Here is a 17,280-nt window from a genome sequence, read left to right on the forward strand (position 1 = left end):
CGCCGGACTACGCCTGGGGTGCGTTCGCGGCGGCGATGAGCTGATCGACGCCCTCGCGGTCGAGGCCCCAGCCGAACGCGGGGAGGCGCCCGAGCGGGAACGAGCCCATCATCTTCGCCATGGCCTCGCCCGACATGATGCCGTCGCCCTCGCCGCCGAACTGCTCCTGGAGAGCGGCGAACGCGCCCGCGACCATCGGACCCGCGACCGGGTGCGCGAACACCGCGGCCAGCGTGGACTCAGGCGTGAGCGGAACCATGACCGCGTCGCCGGCCACGTCGACGACGGTGGAGCCGCGCAGGTCGCGGCTGGAAGCCCCGGCCTCGACGCGGTACGCGCCGCCCTCGACGACGAAGCGATCGACCCGGATGTCCCAGTACGCGAGGTCCTCGCGGCGCACGGTCAGCACGACGTCGGTCGTGGCGCCCGCGGCGACCTCGACCGACGCGAACGCCTTGAGCTCGCGAGGGGCGCGCTCCACGGCGGAGGCGACCGGGGCCACGTAGACCTGCACGACCTCTCGGCCGTCGCGGGATCCGGTGTTCGTGACGGGAACCGTCACCGCGATGTCGCCCGAGGCCGTGACCTCGGCCGCGACCTCGCCGTACGCGAACGACGTGTACGACAGGCCGTGGCCGAACGGGTAGGTCACCGCGATGTCGCGGGCGTCGTACCAGCGGTAGCCCACGAAGATGCCCTCGCCGTAGCGGACGTGCCCGTTCGAGCCGGGGAAGTTGCCGAACGCCGGGGTGTCCTCGAGGCGGTGCGGGATCGTCTCGGCCAGGCGGCCCGAGGGGTTCACCGCGCCGAGCAGCACGTCGACGGTCGCGGATCCGCCCGCCTGACCCAGCAACCACGCCTCGACGATCGCCGGCACGCGGTCGGCGAAGGGCAGTGCCACGACGGATCCGTTCGACAGCACGACGACCGTGCGCGGGTTGGCGGCGATGACCGCGTCGAGCAGCGCGAGCTGGTGCGCGGCGAGGTCGATGTGGTCGCGGTCGAAGCCCTCCGACTCCTCGGCGTCGGTGAGGCCGAGGAACACCACGGCGACGTCGCGGGAGGCGGCGAGCGCGACGGCCTCGGCGCGCAGGGCGTCCTGCCCGTCCGTTGCGGCGTCGAAGGCGAAGCCGGGTGCGAAGGCGACCCGATCGCCGGCCGCGGTGGTGAGCGCATCGAGAGCGGAGTCCACGCGGGTCGGGTTGATGTGCGACGATCCCCCGCCCTGGAAGCGCGGGGTGCGGGCGAACTCGCCGATCAGCGCGATCGAGGCGTCCTCGGCGAGCGGCAGCAGCGGGGCGCCGTCGACGGCCTCGTTGCGCAGCAGCACGATCGAACGACCTGCGACCTCGCGGGCCAGCGCGTGGTGCGCGTCGACGTCGAGCGGCCCGGCGACGGCCGGACGGGCCTGGGCGCGGCCGACGAGGTCGAGCACGCGTCCCGCGGAGGCGTCCAGCGCCGACGCCACCGCCGGGTCGGAAGCGGCTGCGGTGGCCACGGCGCGGTCCGGGGCGCCGTCACTGCCGGGCATCTCCAGGTCCAGGCCGGCGACGAGTGCGGCGACGCGGTCGTTCACCGCACCCCAGTCGGAGACGACGAGACCCTCGAAGCCCCACTCGTCGCGCAGCACCTGCGTGAGCAGCCAGGGATCCTGCGAGGCGTAGACGCCGTTGATCTTGTTGTACGAGCACATCACGGTCCACGGTTGCGCGTCCTTGACGACGCGCTCGAAGCCGCGCAGGTAGATCTCGCGCAGGGGTCGCGGATCCACATCGCTCGAGGCGGTCATCCGCTCGAACTCCTGGTTGTTCGCCGCGAAGTGCTTGAGCGAGCTGCCGACCCCCTGTGACTGGATGCCCTTCACGAGCCCCGCGCCCATCACGCCGGAGACGATCGGGTCCTCAGAGACGTACTCGAAGTTGCGTCCGCACAGCGGGGAGCGCTTGATGTTGATGCCGGGGCCGAGGATCACGGCCACGTCCTCGATCGCCGACTCGACGCCCAGCGCGACGCCGACGCGCTCGGCGAGGCCGGGGTCGAAGGTGGATCCGAGGCCCGAGGCGGGCGGGAAGCAGGTCGCGGGGATGCTCTCGCTGAGACCGAGGTGATCGCTCTCCGCCGCCTGCTTGCGCAGTCCGTGCGGGCCGTCCGTGACCATGATCGACGGCACGCCGATCCGGTCGATGGGCTTGAGCGTCCAGAAGTCCTTGCCGCTGGTCAGCGACGCCTTCTCCTCGGTGCTGAGCTGGGGCAGGTGATCGCGGGGCGATGTCATTGTCGACTCCTTCGTGGACGACTCTCGGGTGACGGGCAGGGCCAGTCGATCAGGTTCCGAGATAAAAAGCAAGCATTACTCGGTTTTTGATGCCGCGGATCCGGATCCCGGGATAGTCTCGGGACATGGCACGACGAGGTTCGTACGCGAAGGGCATTGCGAAGCGCGAGGAGATCCTGCACGCAGCCCTCGCCGTGGTCGCCCGCGAGGGCTATCACGGGGCCTCCGTGAAGGAGCTCGCCGAGGCGGTCGGCCTCAGCCAGGCAGGGCTCCTGCACTACTTCGACAGCAAGGACGAGCTGTTCGTCGAGATCCTGCGCACGCGCGACGAGGTCGACATGGCCGGCCATGCCGGGGCCGTGGAGGCCGTCGACCTCGACGAGATGCGCGACGGCTACCTCGAGATCGTGCGCCACAACGCCCGCGTCCCGGGGCTCGTCGAGCTGTTCACCCGGCTCGCGGCCGACGCCGCGAACCCCGAGCATCCCTCGCGCGTCTTCTTCGCCGAGCGCGGCGCGGGTCTGCGCGACCGGTGGGCGGGCACGATCGCCGACGCTCAGGCCGAGGGCCGGATCCGCGGCGATGTCGATCCGGTGCTGGCCGCGCGCCTCCTGCAGGCCGTGTCGGACGGCGCCCAGATGCAGCTGCTCGTCGAACCGGAGCTCGACATGACCACCCTCATCGAGACGCTGTTCGACCTCATGCGGGCGCCGGCGGAGACCCCCTGACGAACCTGCACCCGGTCGGCGACGGCGGAATCGCTCCGGTGATCCCACCGCCAGGTCCGCCACCGGACCGCACCGTCGCCGACCGGGATCCTGTCACGCCTCCAGCAGCGGGCGCACCGAGGCGTACGCGTCGCGCACGTCTCGCGAGGGCGTGTCGAACACCCGCGCGACGCCGTCGCGGTCGTAACGCGTCCACCCGGGGTCGCCGCCCGCGATGAAGGCGACCGCGGCCCCGTGCACCTCGTCGGCAAGAGCCTGCGGCGGATTCGGGCCGGCCAGCGGCACCATGGCGGGACCGTCCAGGCAGTCGAAGAAGAACGGCACGTCGAGGCAGTGCTCGGCGAACCCGAACGTGCCGGACGGCCAGGAGAACCGGTACACCCAGGTGGGGGCTGCGCCCCGATCGGCGACGATGCGAAGGATCGCGCGACGGAACATCTTGTCGGTCAGCACGCGTCCGGCCAGGCGCGCCTTGCCCAACGCCTGCACGTCGGCGTTCGCGGCCAGGTAGGCCTTGCGCGCCGGCTTCGCGACGCCCAGCTTCCCGAGCAGCATGCCCGTGGGCACCCAGCGCAGCATCTTCGCCGCGTCACCCATCGCCATCGTGAACTCGTCGTCGGTGGCGCCGAGTACGAGCGGCTTGTCGGATCCGACGCCCGCGCGGAAGGAGTCGGGAGTGGGGCGCAGGATGAGGTCGCCGTCGACGGACGGCCCGAGCGGCAGCCCGTTCTCGACGATGTCGCTCATGTCACCGCCGTCGAAGGCGGTGAGCTTCTTCTGCGCCTCGAGGATCCGCTCCTCGCTCAGCGCGCCGAGGCCCTCCCGGGTCGGGGCGACGCCGAGCTCGGCGGCCAGACGGCGCCCGAACTCCTCCGAGCGCGCGGCCGACACATCGGCGAGCGCGCCCGAGATCGCATACACGCCGTGGAACAGGTGCTGGGCCTTCTCCATGCCGAGCAAGGTCATCACCGCGCCACCGCCGGCGGACTGTCCGGCGATCGTGACCCGGGCGGGGTCGCCGCCGAACGCGGCGATGTTGCGCTGCACCCATTCCAGGGCGAGCAGCCAGTCGCGCACTCCGCGGTTCGACGGGGCGTCCTCGATCCAGCCGAAGCCGTCGAAGCCGAGCCGGTACGAGATCGTCACGGTCACGACGCCGTCGCGGTTGAAGTTGCGGCCGTCGTACCAGGGGCTGGCCGGGGATCCGGCGAAGTAGCCGCCGCCGTGGATGTAGACGAGCACGGGCATGCCCGTGGCGTCCGCCGCCGGGTCGGCCGGGATCGCCGGCGTGTACACGTTCACGTTGAGCGTGGAGTCGCCCTCGACGCTGGGCTCGGGGATGAGGGTCACCCCCGGGTCGCCGCGCTGCGCGGTCGCACCGAACTCGGCGGCGTCGAACACGCCCTCCCACCGCGCCTTGGGCACCGGTGCCGCGAACCGCAGCTCGCCCACGGGCGCCTCGGCGAACGGGATGCCGAGGAACGCCGCGGACTGCGGGTTGCCCGTGCCGCCCGTGGTGGGGCGCCAGCGACCGCGGACGACGCCTGCTGCGACCCGCACCTCGGGCTGCGCGAGCACGGCGTCGGCCGCGACGGAAGAGGTCTGAGTGTTCTCCATCGGAGTTCCTTTCGTGGAGGAGAAGGTTGCCGCTCCCCGCGGCCGCACCGGATCCGATTCGGCCGCGGGGAGCGGCGGACTGCTATCTGACCGACTTGATCGGCGCGATGGCGACGGCACCGAGGACCGCGAACACGATCGCGAAGACGAACAGCACCGGATAGCCGCCGAAGGAGCCGATGATGATCGCGGCGATCGGCGCGCTCAGCGCCTGCGGGATGTTGGTGGCGACGTTGAGGATGCCGAGGTCCTTGCCCGCCGAGGTGCCCTCGTTCGGCAGCACCTCGGTCATGAGCGCCGCGTCCACCGACATGTAGAGACCGAAGCCGACGCCGTTGACGATGCTCATGATGATCATGCCGGTCATGTTCGGCATGACCAGCGGGAACGCGAGCCCGGCCGCCATCACGACGGTGGCGACGTAGATGAACACCTTGCGGCGCCCCACCTTGTCGCTCCACCAGCCGGAGAGCGCGATCGCGATCAACGTCGGGACGAAGGCCACGAGCGTCAGGGTCATCACCGCGCCCTGAGCCTGCTGCAGCGGCAGCTTGATGTAGTCGGTCAGGATGTACAGCTGATACGCCGAGACGACGAAGTAGCCCAGGATCAGCAGGAAGCGACCGGTGAAGGCCCAGAAGAAGTCGGGGTGCCGGCGCGGGTTGATCCAGAAGCCCTTGAAGAACGCGCTCCAGCGGAACGGTTCGACGACCGCGTCCTTCGAGGACCAGTCCTTGTTGAACAACGCGAACAGGATCGTGACCACGATCACGGCGATGCCGAAGACCGAGTAGCCGAGCCCCAGCTGTGCACCGAGGCCGACCGCGAGCATGACGCCGACCGTCATGCCGAGCTGCGTGCCGAGGCCGATCATGGCGCTCGCGCCTCCGCGCTTGGCACGCGGGAAGCGGTCGGCGGTGATGGTCGTCAGCGGGGCCTGCAGGAAGTTCAGCGCGACCTGGATCAGCACCCAGAACACCGTGATCCACATCAGGTCGGTCAGCGAGCCCATGCCCAGCAGCAGGACGCCGCCGATCAGCGCACCGAGCACCATCCACGGCACGCGCCGGCCGAAGCGCGAGCGGGTGCGGTCGCTGAGGGCGCCCGCGATCGGCTGCGCGAACAGGGTGAAGATGAACGACGTCGTCGTGACGATGGCGAGGTTGGCGACCTTGTTCTTCTCGTCGAGCAGCAGGATCTGCGTGGGCAGCAGGATCGCGATGAGCCCGCCGTAGGTCGCGAACAGGGTCATCGAGGCGATGAGCAGGCTGGGCAGCAGCCGCTTGGTCGCCGGCGGACTCGCAGCCGGCTCCCCCGCCGTGGGAGCGGTGGCCCGGATGAGCCCTGTGGGGGCGATCTCGGCGGCGGGATCGGGAGGGGTGATGGTCATGGGACGGCTCCTCATCGAGCGGATCGGGTGCGGATCCAAATCCCGAACCTTGTTTGGTATTTGGATCGACTCGTATTGTGACACCGAAACCTGAACGCCGCAAGGGTTTCGGTGTCACAAACCGACCGTCGTTCATGTTTCGTGACGGACGGATATCCTGATCCCATGGCCAAGAGAGGCGCGTACGCCAAGGGCGTCGTCAAGCGCGAGGAGATCCTCGAGGCCGCGCTCGAGATCGTCGGCAGGCTCGGCTACCGCAACGCCTCGGTACGTGAGATCGCCGACGCCGTGGGGCTGAGCCCGGCCGGCCTGCTGCACTACTTCGGCACCAAGGAGCAGCTGTTCGTCGAGATCCTCCGTGCGCGGGACGCGCACGACTTCGCCGGCCCGCCCGACGGCGACTTCTTCGAGACGTTCCTCGCCGTCATCCGACACAACGCCGAAGTGCCGGGCCTGGTCCAGCTGTACACCCAGCTGCAGGCCGAGGTCGCCGATCCCGACCACCCGGCGCGGGCCTTCTTCCTCGACCGCACCGCGGCCGTGCACGCCGCCGCACGCGAGGAGTTCATCGCCGCGCAGCAGAACGGACTCATCCGCGCCGACCTGGATCCGGAATGGATCATCCGCGCCGGTCACGCGCTCGCGGACGGGCTGCAGAACGCGTGGATGCTGGATCCGACCATCGACATGGCCGCCGACGTCGAGCAGTTCTTCGCGTTGCTGAAGCCCTGACACGCCGGTCGCGGATCGCGGTCGTCGAGCGAACGCGGTGAGGCCGCGCTCGCTCAACGTCCCCGTCGGGGTCCGCCGGTTACCCTGATCGGGTGACCGCCGACGCACCTCTCGCCCAGACCGTCTCCGGCCCCGTCCGGGGATTCTGGCGGGGCGAGCCCGGCACGCCAGGTGCCTCGGCGGCATTCCTCGGGATCCCGTTCGCCGCCGCGCCCGTGGGCGAACGGCGCTTCTCCGCCCCGCAGCCGCCCGAGCCGTGGACGGAGGTGCGCGACGCGACGACGTTCGGCCCGACGGCGCAGCGCGGCGACAAGGGCGAGACGCTCATCCCCGAGCCGAGCATCCCCGGCGCCGCGACGCTGAACGTGAACGTGTTCACGCCGTCGGTCGAGGGATCCCGGGCCGTCATGGTCTGGATCCACGGCGGCGGCTACGTCGACGGCTCCCCCGCCAGCCCCTGGTACGACGGCGCCGCCTTCAACCGGGACGACGTGGTGACGGTGAGCGTCTCCTACCGGCTGGGCTTCGACGGCTTCGGCCTCATGCCGGGCGCTCCCGCGAATCGCGGGGTTCTGGACTGGATCGCGGCATTGGAGTGGGTGCAGCGCAACATCGCCGCGTTCGGCGGGGATCCGTCGCGCGTGACGATCGCCGGGCAGTCCGCTGGAGCCGGTGCGGTGCTGACCCTGCTCGGCCTGGAGCGCGCCCAGCACCTGTTCCACGCGGCGATGGCCTTCTCCCCCGCGCTCGCGGACATCGACCCGGATCTGGCGTCGCGGCGCACCCGGGCGCTGGGCGTGCTGCTCGGCTGCGCACCCGACGCCGACGGCTTCCGCACGGTGCCCGAGCGCACCCTGCAGCGCGCCCAGCCGAAGGCCGCCCTGCTCGGCGCGACACGGTTGAAGGCGCTGCTCGCTCCCCTCGCCGAGGGGCTGCCCTGGGGTCCGGTGGTCGACGGCGATGTCGTGCCGCGGCCCGCCGTCGCGGCGTTGCAGGCGGGGATCGGCGCCGACAAGCCGCTCCTGCTCGGCGCCACCGATGACGAGTTCACCATGACCATGGACCAGGCACCGGGCGTGCTGCGGTTCGTGCCCGCGTCGTTCGCGCTGATGCTGCTCACCCGCGATCGCAGCATGCGCCGCGCCTACCTCGCCGCGAACCGGGAGCAGCGCCGCCGCGGCACCCCGGCGCTGCTCGGACGGTTCGTGACGGACCGGGTGTTCCGCTCGCTCGTGGTGCGGGCCGCCCAGGCCCGCGGCGATGCCCCCACCTGGGCCTACCGCTTCGCCTGGGTGTCTCCCGCAAAAGGGTGGTCATGCCACTGCCTCGACGTGCCGTTCTGGTTCGACGTGCTCGAGGATCCCTTCGTGGAGCGCCTGGCCGGCCCCACCCCGCCGCAGCACCTCGCGACGGAGATGCACGCCGTGGCGGCCCGGTTCGTCGAGGAGGGCGATCCGGGCTGGCCGCAGTGGCGCACGGATCCGGGCCTCTCGCGCGTCTTCGGCGGCGGGCCCGCCGAGCCCGCACTGTCGGCGACCGCCTACGACGGAGCCCTGCCGCTGGCCTGACCGCGCACGCCCTCGCCCCCTCCCCCGGGGCCGTTGAGCGAGGACGCCGCAGGCCCTCATCGCCCGGAGTGGCCGGCCTTCTGCCGCGTTCGCTCGGAAGGACGAACCCGCCGTCCGATGGGAGCGGGACGGCGGGTTCGGGTCGATGCGGGCGCGAGGCCCTGGGTGGATCCCGGCGCCGTGCACGACGGGCGGGATCCGGATCCGATCAGGCGATCGGGTCCAGCAGCGGGATCTCGTAGCGGTGCGGCGTGCCGAAGCGGTGCGCGGTGACCGAGACCGCCTGCTCGCGCAGGAAGGTAAGGATCTCCACGCGGCCGGCGGCGACCACGGGGTTCGCGTACAGCGCGAGGCTCGGCGAGCCGTCGACCGCTGCCGCCGTCGCAGCCGCGGCGGCGCCGACGAGGCGCACCCGGCCGTCCCGCGCAGCCAGGCGCTGGGCGTGCGCGGCCCATGCGGCGGCGTCCTCGGTCGCGACGGTCACGTCCTGCGTGCCGAGCCAGGTAGCCACGGATCCCGGCAGCGGAGCGAGCGTGCTGACGGTCACCCGCGCGCGGGCCCGGCGGCCGGCGGCGACCACACGGATCAGCTCGGCGACGCGGTCGCCCTCGAAGCGCACCGTGACCGGCACGGCCTGGTAGCGCAGCGCGTTCTGCTCGGTGGTGAGGCCGGTGGCGTCGCGCACCACGCCGAACTCGTCGGCCCAGGCGTCGATGTCGGTGGCCAGCGCGCCGCGCAGCCACGCGATGTCCGCGTCGGCATCGCCCGCAGCCGCGAGCGCACCCACGGCACCGGTCGCGAGCGCGTCGAGCTCCCGCGTCGACGTGACGGGAGCGTCGGTCCACTCCGAGAGGCCCACGAGGTAGTTCGGGCCGCCCGCCTTGGAGCCGGCGCCGACCGCGGCCTTCTTCCAGCCGCCGAACGGCTGGCGCTGCACGATCGCACCCGTGGTGCCGCGGTTGACGTACACGTTGCCCGCCTGGATCGCGGCGAGCCACGTCTGGATCTCGTCCTCGTCGAGGGAGTGCAGCCCCGAGGTGAGGCCGTAGTCGATGTCGTTGACGACGTCGATCGCCTCGTCCAGGGAGTCGGCGGTCATGATGCCGAGCACCGGACCGAAGTACTCGACGCGGTGGAACTCGCTTCCGCGCTGGACGCCGTCGCGGATGCCCGGGCGCCAGAGCTGGCCGGCATCGTCGAGCTTCTCGGGCTGCAGCAGCCAGCTCTCACCCGCGTGCAGCGTGGTCAGGGCGCCGAGCAGCTTGCCCTCGGCCGGGCCGATGAGCGGGCCGATGCGGTTCGAGCCGTCCTCCGGCGTGCCCACGTCGTAGGCGCGCACGGCGTCGACGAGCTGGCGACGGAAGCGCTCGGAGCGCGCAGCGGATCCGACGAGCACCACGAGCGAGGCCGCGGAGCACTTCTGCCCGGCGTGGCCGAAGGCGGCGTAGGCGACATCCTTCGCGGCGAGGTCGAGGTCGGCCGACGGCGTGACGATGATCGCGTTCTTGCCGCTGGTCTCGGCGAGCAGCGGCAGGTCCTGGCGGAAGCCGCGGAACAGCTCGGCCGTCTCGTAGCCGCCGGTGAGGATCACGCGGCCCACGGCCGGGTCGCTCACGAGCTTCGTGCCGAGGTCGCGCCCGTCGAGCTGCACGTACTGCAGCACCTCGCGCGGCACGCCGGCCTCCCACAGCGCCTCGACCATGACCGCGCCGGAGCGACGGGCCTGACGGGCGGGCTTGATGATGACCGGGGATCCGGTCGCCAGCGCCGAGAGCGTGGATCCGGCCGGGATCGCGACGGGGAAGTTCCACGGCGGGGTCACCACGGTCAGTCCGACCGGCCGCATGACCGCGCCGTCGACGTCGGCGAGCTTCTTGGCGCTCTCCGCGTAGTAGTGCGCGAAGTCGATCGCCTCGGAGACCTCGGGGTCGCCCTGCTCGATGACCTTGCCGGCCTCGGATCCCATGACCTCCAGCAGCTCGGCGCGACGCGCCTCGAGCACGTCTCCGGCCTTGTGCAGGATCGCGGCACGCCCCTCGGCGCCGAGCGCGCGCCAGGCCTCGCCCGCGGCGACGGCGGTCGAGATCGCGGCGTCGACCTGCGCGGCCGAGCTCAGCGTGTTCGCGGCGACGGTGTCGTTCCCGAGCGTCGACTCCTTCATGCGCGCACGGATCGCGTCGCCCCAGGCACGGTTCGCCGCGAGCGAGGGGTCGGTGTCGGGGGCGTTCAGGAAGCCGTCCGTGAGCCCCTCGGCGACGGGCGCGGTGCGGTCCTGCACGCGGTTGGTGCCCGGCACCTCGGTGGGCATGGCGCGCACGGAGGCCAGGAAGCGCTCCTTCTCGCGCTCGAACAGCTTCGGATCCGCGTCCAGGTCGAAGACGGCCGACATGAAGTTCTCCTGCGAGGCCCCCTCCTCGAGGCGGCGGATGAGGTAGGCGATCGCGACGTCGAACTCGTCGGGGTGCACGACCGGGGTGTAGAGCAGCAGGGATCCGACCGTGCGCTTGACGACCTGCGCCTGAGCCGAGGCCATGCCGAGCAGCATCTCGAACTCGATGCCCTCGGTCACTCCGCGCTTGGAGGCGAGCAGCCAGGCCATCGCGATGTCGAAGAGGTTGTGGCCTGCGACACCGATCCGCAGGTTGGCCACGTGCTCGGGACGCAGTGCGTACTCCAGCACGGCCTTGTACGAGGCGTCGGACTGTTGCTTGGTCGACCAGGTGGCGAGCGGCCAGCCGTGCGACTCGGCATCGACGGTCTCCATGGGCAGGTTCGCGCCCTTGACGACGCGCACCTTGATCGGCGCGCCGCCATCGGCCACGCGCTTCGCCGCCCACTCCTGCAGGCGGATCATCGCGCCGAGCGCGTCGGGCAGGTAGGCCTGCAGCACGATGCCGGCTTCGAGGCCGCGGAACTCCGGGCGGTCGAGGATGTTCGTGAAGACCGCGATCGTGAGGTCGAGGTCCTTGAACTCCTCCATGTCGAGGTTGATGAACTTCGCGGATCCGTCGGGCATGCCCTTGAGCGCGATCCGGTACAGCGGCAGCAGCGCCTCAGCGGCGTCGGCGACGGCGGCGTCGAACGCCCACGGGCTGTGCGGGGCGACGGTCGACGAGACCTTGATCGAGACGTAGTCGACGTCGTCGCGCTCCAGCAGACGGCGGGTGCCCTCCAGGCGGCGCGCGGCCTCCTCGCGGCCGAGGATCGCCTCGCCGAGGAGGTTGATGTTGAGCTTCACGCCCTGGCTCTCGCGGATGTGCGCGATCGACTTGCCGAGCTTCTCGTCGCGGGCGTCGACGATGAGGTGGCGCACCATCTGGCGCAGCACCGTGCGCGCCGCGGGCACGACGATCCCGGGGACCATGCCTGCGGTCGCGCCGCCGAGCCCGATCGCGGCCTTCATCGGCGCGGGCAGGAAGCCCGGGGTGAGCGGCACGAGCTCCTTGAGCTTCGCGGCGGCGACCTTGAGGTCCTCCGGACGCACGACGCCGTCCACGAAGCCCACGGTGAAGTCGAGGCCGTTGGGGTCGCGCAGCACGCCGGCGAGACGCTGGCCCGCGGCGTCGACGGGGACCTCGCGGCTCTCCACGAGCCACTTCTTGACGAGGGCGACGGCGTCGTCGGCGAGGGCGGAGAGATCGTCGATGCCGGCTGCGGTGCCGACAGGGCTTTCGTTGGCGGTCATGGTTCCTCGTGGGTTCGGTGCCGGGTCGGGATCACGCGCACGCGCGCGGGATGCTCCCAGCATGGATCCGATCTCCCTGCAGGAAAAGCGATGATTCCTGGCGAGTATCATTCGATACTGTCGATGCATCGTGGGCCTCGGCACATCCGCCATCGACGCCTTACCCGCGAGACCGAACCTGCGTCCCGAGACCGACGATCACATCGTCGGTCTCGGGACGTGAGTTCGGTCTCGCGATCGCCCGGAACGGCCGGACGGCGAGACAGCAGAGGAGGGCCACCATGTTCGAGTTGCGCCGATTGCGGTTGCTGCACGAGTTCGCCCTGCGCGGCACGATCGCCGAGGTCGCGCATTCGCTGTCGTACAGCCCCTCGACGGTGTCGCAGCAGCTCGCGCTGCTCGAGCGCGAGGCCGGAGTCACTCTGCTCGAACCCGATGGGCGCCGTATCAGGTTGACTCCGGAGGGAAGGATGCTCGCCGCGCACGCCGCGCGCGCCCTCGAACTCGACGAGCAGGCCCGGCAGGCGCTCGCGCACGCCCCGGCCGAGGCCGTGCGGATCAGCGCCATGCCGACCGCCGCCGAGACCATCGTGCCGGCCGCACTCACCGCGCTCACCGTCGCGCATCCGCACCTGCGCGTCGAGATGACCGAGGCCCCGCCCGAGGAGGGCCTGTTCGAGCTCACCGCGCGCCGGTTCGATCTCGTGATCGCCGAGCAGTATCCGGGCCACACCCGGGAGCGGCACGCCGGCAACGCGCACGAGCTCATCGGCGAGGATCCGATCCGCCTCGTCCTGCCTCCCGGCGAGCGCGCCGTGTCGCTCGATCGGCTGCGAGACCGGCCCTGGGTCATGGAGCCGACCGGATCCGCCGCGCGCCAGTGGGCGGTCCAGCAGTGCCGCGCCGCGGGCTTCGAGCCCGACGTGCGCTTCGAGGCCGCCGATCTGACCGCGCACGTGCGGCTGATCGAGACCGGCCACGCGGTCGGCATGCTGCCAGATCTCATCTGGGGCGACACCCCTGCAGCGGTCACCTTCGCCGAGCTGCCCGGATCCCCCGTGCGGGAGGTCTTCACGGCCGTGCGCGAGTCGGCGCGGGGGTCCGAAGCGATCGGCGCCGTGCGCGGCGCGCTCGCGGAGGCGTTCGCACAGCACCGTCGCCCCCGCGCCCGCTGAGCCGGCCGGGACCGTCGCAGCCGGGGCACGAGAAGCGCGGCCGGCTCACCGCTCCGGCCTGTGACGATCAGCACATCCCGCGACGATCAGCACACGTTTTCTCCGGATCCGTGTGCTGATCGTCACAATGTGTGCCGATCGTCACGGGCCGGCAGGCAGGGGCTCAGCCCTCCCGCACGCTCGCATGCGGGATCCGCTGCCGCATCACCCGCACGGCCTCGGGGCTCACGTCGACGAGCAGAGCATCGCGGCCGAGTGCGGAGGCGACGGCGCCCGCGGTACCGGATCCGGCGAACAGATCCAGGATCCGATCCCCCGGTCGGCTGGACGCCTGGATCATGCGGCGCAGGATCCCCTCCGGCTTCTGGGTCGGATAGCCGGTCTTCTCCCGCCCCGACGTGGGCACGATCGTGTGCCACCACACGTCGGTGGGCAGCTTGCCGCGCTCCCGCTTGGCGGCGCTGACCAGGCTCGGCGCCATGTAGGGCTCGCGCTCGATGTCGTCGACGTTGAACACGTGCCCGCCCGGCGTCTTCACGTAGACGAGGATCGTGTCGTGCTTCGTGGGCCAGCGCGTGCGCGGCTTGGCGCCGTAGTCGTAGGCCCAGATGATCTCGTTCAGGAAGCAGTCCCGCCCGAACACCGCGTCCAGCATGACCTTCGCGTAGTGCGCCTCACGGTAGTCGAGGTGCAGGTAGAGCGTGCCGTCGTCGGCGAGCAGCCGCCACGCCTCCTCGAGCCGCGGCATGAGGAAGTCGCCGTAGTCGTCGAAGCGATCGTCGTACGCGTGCAGCAGCTCGCGCACCCGCTCGTAGCGGTGCCCGTGGAAGCCGTGGTTGACCTCGCGCGAGCGCTCCTCGGGGGCCGGCTGCTCCGTTCTCAGGATGGACTTCGCGGATCCCCGGATTCCGGGCACGGAATCGGCCGAGTCCCCGGACTCATCCTGAATCGCGTCCGCCGGGCGGTCGGCACGGCGGCTCGAGACCGCGTGCCGCTCCTGCGTGCGGCCGGTGTTGAACGGCGGATCCAGGTAGACGAGCGTGAAGGATCCGTCCGGCAGCGTGCGGGCGACGTCCAGCGCCTCCCCATGCACGATCTCGACGGCGCCGGGCGTCGGCGCGCCCTCGGCGGCCGGGCTCACGGAACCCGGTGCAGCCACGCCTCGGTGCCGAACTTCGTGCGCACGAGCTCCTCCGCGGCCTCGTACTCGTCGGCGGCGATCACGCCGTCCTCGGCACCGGTGACCGCGCGGAACGTGTCCTTGAACCGCTCGATGATCTCGGCGCGGCTGAGGCCGGTCTGGCTGCGCAGCGGATCCACCCGCTTGGCGGCCGAAGCGGTGCCCTTGTCGCTGAGCTTCTCGCGGCCGATCCGCAGGACCTCGGTCATCATCTGGCCGTCGATGTCGTAGGACAGCGTGGCGTGGTGCAGCACGCCTCCGTTGGCGAGCCGCTTCTGCGCGGCGCCGCCGATCTTGCCGCTGGGGCCGGCGATGTCGTTGAGCGGCTGGTAGACGGCGTCGATGCCGAGCGAACGCAGCGCCTGCAGCACCCAGTCGTCGAGGAACGCGTAGGAGTCGGCGAACGTCATGCCCTGCACGAGCGTCGCCGGCACGTACAGCGAGTAGGTGATGATCTGACCGGCGGCCATCATCATCGCGCCGCCCCCGGAGATGCGCCGGACGACGTCGAAGCCGTGCTTCGCGGCCCCGGCCGGATCCACCTCGTTGCGATAGGACTGGAAGGATCCGATCACCACGGCGGACTCGTCCCACTCCCAGATCCGCAGCGTGGGACGACGCCGACCCTCGCCGACGCGGGTGGTGAGCACCTCATCGAGGGCGAGGTTCATCCGCGGCGAGACGGCCTTGTCGTGCAGGATCTCCCAGTCGAAGTCGCGCCAGCCCGGCGCCGTGACGAGCGCGCGGCGCACCGCGGTCCCGACGGCCTCGGGTGTGAGTCCGAGCAGTTGCGCGCCCTCGGGAAGCGCGGCGCGCACGGCGGCGGCGATGGCCGATGCGTCCGTCTCGACGGGCAGTCCGGTGACCGCGGCGTTGATGTCGTCGAGGGCGTCGTCCGGCTCGAGGAAGAAGTCTCCCGCCAGGCGGAAGTCGGAGATCGCGCCGTCCGCCACCTCGAAGTCGACGACGACCAGCTTGCCGCCAGGAACCTTGTACTCACCGTGCACCGCTCCAGCCTACGCGGCGGCACGCGGGGCGGCGGCGCGGGGCGGACCCGCGTCAGTCCCGGGACGGGACGCGCTTGTCGAGCCAGGCGAGCAGATCGGCCCGGACCTCGGCCTGCTGCAGTTCGTTGAAGATCTCGTGGCGCGCGTCGGGATACACCAGCGTGGTCACGTCAGTGAGGCCGGAGCGGTTGCGGTAGTCGTCGGCGAGGCGGTGCACGCTGCGCGGTCCGCCGACCGGGTCGTCGCGGCCGACCATGAGCAGCACAGGCACGTCGTTCGGGAAGTCCTTGCCCGGGCGTCCGTAGAGCCGCGCGGCCTCGATGGGTCCGAACAGCTTCAGCAGCGGGACCTCGGTGGTCAGCGGATCGGCACGGAACGCCTCCCACACGGCGGGATCGCGCGTGAGCCACTCGAGCCCGTGCGCGGCCGGCCCCTTCCATCGCGCGTTCAGCGGCCGCGAGTTGAGATCGGTCGGGGTGCGGTGGGCGGATCCGGTGAGGATCACGGCGTCATAGGCGTCCGGATGCGCGTTGAGCACCATCTGGGCGAGGAAGGATCCCCAGGAGTGACCGAGCAGCACGAGCGGCAGCCCGGGGTTCTCCGCGCGGATGAGCTCGGTCAGCTGCCACTCGTCGGCCACGACCGCGCGCATGCCGCCGGGGCCGAGCCGCCCCAGCTTCGCCGCGTCGCCGTGCTGCTTCATGCCCGTGCGCCCGTGCCCACGGTGGTCGTCGGCGTAGACCGTGAAGCCGGCGGCGGTGAGCTCGGCGATCACCGCGCCGTAGCGGCCGGCGTGCTCGCCGACCCCGTGCAGCAGCTGCACCACCCCGCGGGGCGTGACGCCGTCGGCGGCGGGGTGGACGTCGTAGACGATCGCGATGCCGTGTGCGTCGGTGAACTCGGCGGTGCGGGGCTCAGCCATGCCCCGAGTCTACGGATCCGGCGCCCGCACGCCGCATCGGGTCTGCAGATGACGCGGCCCGCGTCGCACGGATGCGGTGTCGTGGGTCGGCCCGCGTCGGCTGGGACACGCGTCAGAGCCCGGACCGCGGCCGGGGCTCGCGTCAGATCCCGACTGAGACCGGGGCTCGCGTCAGAGCCCGAGCGCGGCGCGCACGGCGAGCGCCTCTGCGAGGTCGGTGACCTCGTGGCCGCCGCCGTCGTCGGCCGCGGATCCCATCCGCACGGATCCCGACGCGGCGACCGTGCGCTTGGCGGAGAAGTGCAGGGCGTCCACCCCGGTCGCGGCGATCTCCGCGGCGTTGACCGCGGTGACGCCACTGCCGGCCATGACCTCGATCCGGCCGGCGGCGTCCGTGACCAGGGCCCGCAGCATGTCCACACCGTCGCGCGCGGCCGACGCTCCGCCCGAGGTCAGCACGCGGGTGAGCCCCAGGGCGAGGGCGACGTCCAGCCCCGCGACGAGATCCGGGGTGGCGTCGATCGCCCGATGCAGAGTCACCGCAGCATCGGCGCTCGTCTCGCGCGCCGCGTCTCGCAGCCGCGCCAGCGCATCGGCGTCGAGCTCGCCGCCGGCGGCCTGCGCGCCGATCACGACGCCGGTCGCGCCGTGCGCGAGCATCCACCGCACATCCCGTACCGCGGTCGCGATCTCCTCCGCGTCGTAGTGGAACCCGCCCGCGCGGGGGCGCACCAGCACGTGCACCTCTGGACCGTCGTGCGCCGCCGCCTCGACCGCGAGCTCGAGCGTCGCGGGCGACGGCGTGAGCCCGCCCAGGGCGAGGGCCTGCGTCAGCTCGACGCGGCGCGCGCCGATCTCGCGGGCGACGCGCACTCCGGCAGCGTCCTGGACGGCGACTTCGAGCGCGAGGGGCATCCGACCATTCTCACTGCTCGACGAAGCGGGCGGAATGGACGCGCGGGCATTTGTTCAGCCTCTTGCATGACGAATTCGCCCGTCGG

The 17,280-nt window shown here is 71.6% G+C and carries 12 protein-coding genes; 4 read left to right on the forward strand and 8 right to left on the reverse strand.

All coding sequences use genetic code 11. The annotated features are described in order from the left end of the window. Nucleotides 1-7: 7 nt before the first annotated feature. Nucleotides 8-2,275: a glycoside hydrolase family 3 C-terminal domain-containing protein gene (locus tag ACFWCK_RS12380; RefSeq protein WP_378806108.1), complete on the reverse strand. Its 2,268-nt coding sequence runs from the start codon at nucleotides 2,273-2,275 to the stop codon at nucleotides 8-10. Nucleotides 2,276-2,400: 125 nt separating this feature from the next. On the opposite strand from ACFWCK_RS12380, the gene ACFWCK_RS12385 reads away from it, so the two are divergent. Next, entirely contained in the window at nucleotides 2,401-3,003 is a 603-nt protein-coding gene (locus ACFWCK_RS12385) for a TetR/AcrR family transcriptional regulator (RefSeq protein ID WP_378806109.1), read from the forward strand. Between the two features lie 93 nt (nucleotides 3,004-3,096). Here ACFWCK_RS12385 and ACFWCK_RS12390 read toward each other — a convergent pair whose 3' ends face one another. Together ACFWCK_RS12390 and ACFWCK_RS12395 are read right to left on the reverse strand one after the other, a co-directional pair. Further along, nucleotides 3,097-4,620, reverse strand: a complete 1,524-nt coding sequence (locus ACFWCK_RS12390; RefSeq protein ID WP_378806111.1) for a carboxylesterase/lipase family protein — start codon at nucleotides 4,618-4,620, stop codon at nucleotides 3,097-3,099. Between the two features lie 82 nt (nucleotides 4,621-4,702). Then, the gene (locus ACFWCK_RS12395; protein WP_378806112.1) at nucleotides 4,703-6,010 is read right to left on the reverse strand and encodes an MFS transporter; all 1,308 of its coding nucleotides are present in this window, start codon (nucleotides 6,008-6,010) and stop codon (nucleotides 4,703-4,705) included. Nucleotides 6,011-6,175: 165 nt separating this feature from the next. Between ACFWCK_RS12395 and ACFWCK_RS12400 the strand changes: the two genes are divergently transcribed. Together ACFWCK_RS12400 and ACFWCK_RS12405 are read left to right on the forward strand one after the other, a co-directional pair. Further along, on the forward strand, nucleotides 6,176-6,742 hold the full coding sequence (locus ACFWCK_RS12400; protein WP_233311214.1) for a TetR/AcrR family transcriptional regulator: 567 nt from the start codon (nucleotides 6,176-6,178) through the stop codon (nucleotides 6,740-6,742). Nucleotides 6,743-6,834: 92 nt separating this feature from the next. Further along, on the forward strand, nucleotides 6,835-8,310 hold the full coding sequence (locus ACFWCK_RS12405) for a carboxylesterase/lipase family protein (RefSeq protein ID WP_378806113.1): 1,476 nt from the start codon (nucleotides 6,835-6,837) through the stop codon (nucleotides 8,308-8,310). Between the two features lie 208 nt (nucleotides 8,311-8,518). Here ACFWCK_RS12405 and ACFWCK_RS12410 read toward each other — a convergent pair whose 3' ends face one another. Further along, nucleotides 8,519-11,995, reverse strand: coding sequence for a bifunctional proline dehydrogenase/L-glutamate gamma-semialdehyde dehydrogenase (locus ACFWCK_RS12410; RefSeq protein ID WP_378806114.1), 3,477 nt, complete (start codon nucleotides 11,993-11,995; stop codon nucleotides 8,519-8,521). A gap of 281 nt (nucleotides 11,996-12,276) precedes the next feature. Between ACFWCK_RS12410 and ACFWCK_RS12415 the strand changes: the two genes are divergently transcribed. Continuing rightward, complete coding sequence (locus ACFWCK_RS12415; protein ID WP_378806115.1) at nucleotides 12,277-13,170, forward strand: LysR family transcriptional regulator; 894 nt, start codon at nucleotides 12,277-12,279, stop codon at nucleotides 13,168-13,170. Between the two features lie 163 nt (nucleotides 13,171-13,333). Here the strand turns inward: ACFWCK_RS12415 and ACFWCK_RS12420 are convergent, their stop codons facing one another. The 4 genes from ACFWCK_RS12420 to ACFWCK_RS12435 form a co-directional block, all read right to left on the reverse strand. After that, nucleotides 13,334-14,311 carry a DNA-methyltransferase gene (locus ACFWCK_RS12420; protein ID WP_378806116.1) on the reverse strand — a complete coding sequence of 326 codons (978 nt, stop codon included), beginning with the start codon at nucleotides 14,309-14,311 and terminating at the stop codon, nucleotides 13,334-13,336. Continuing rightward, nucleotides 14,308-15,357: a biotin/lipoate A/B protein ligase family protein gene (locus ACFWCK_RS12425; protein WP_378806117.1), complete on the reverse strand. Its 1,050-nt coding sequence runs from the start codon at nucleotides 15,355-15,357 to the stop codon at nucleotides 14,308-14,310. The genes ACFWCK_RS12420 and ACFWCK_RS12425 overlap by 4 nt, the downstream gene beginning before the upstream one ends. Nucleotides 15,358-15,409: 52 nt before the next feature. Beyond that, nucleotides 15,410-16,279: an alpha/beta fold hydrolase gene (locus ACFWCK_RS12430; protein ID WP_378806119.1), complete on the reverse strand. Its 870-nt coding sequence runs from the start codon at nucleotides 16,277-16,279 to the stop codon at nucleotides 15,410-15,412. 171 nt (nucleotides 16,280-16,450) lie between these two features. Further along, nucleotides 16,451-17,194 carry a copper homeostasis protein CutC gene (locus tag ACFWCK_RS12435; protein WP_378806121.1) on the reverse strand — a complete coding sequence of 248 codons (744 nt, stop codon included), beginning with the start codon at nucleotides 17,192-17,194 and terminating at the stop codon, nucleotides 16,451-16,453. Nucleotides 17,195-17,280 lie beyond the last annotated feature (86 nt).

Origin of the sequence: Microbacterium sp. NPDC060117, assembly GCF_042729315.1 — a bacterium.
Classification (GTDB): Bacteria; Actinomycetota; Actinomycetes; order Actinomycetales; family Microbacteriaceae; genus Microbacterium.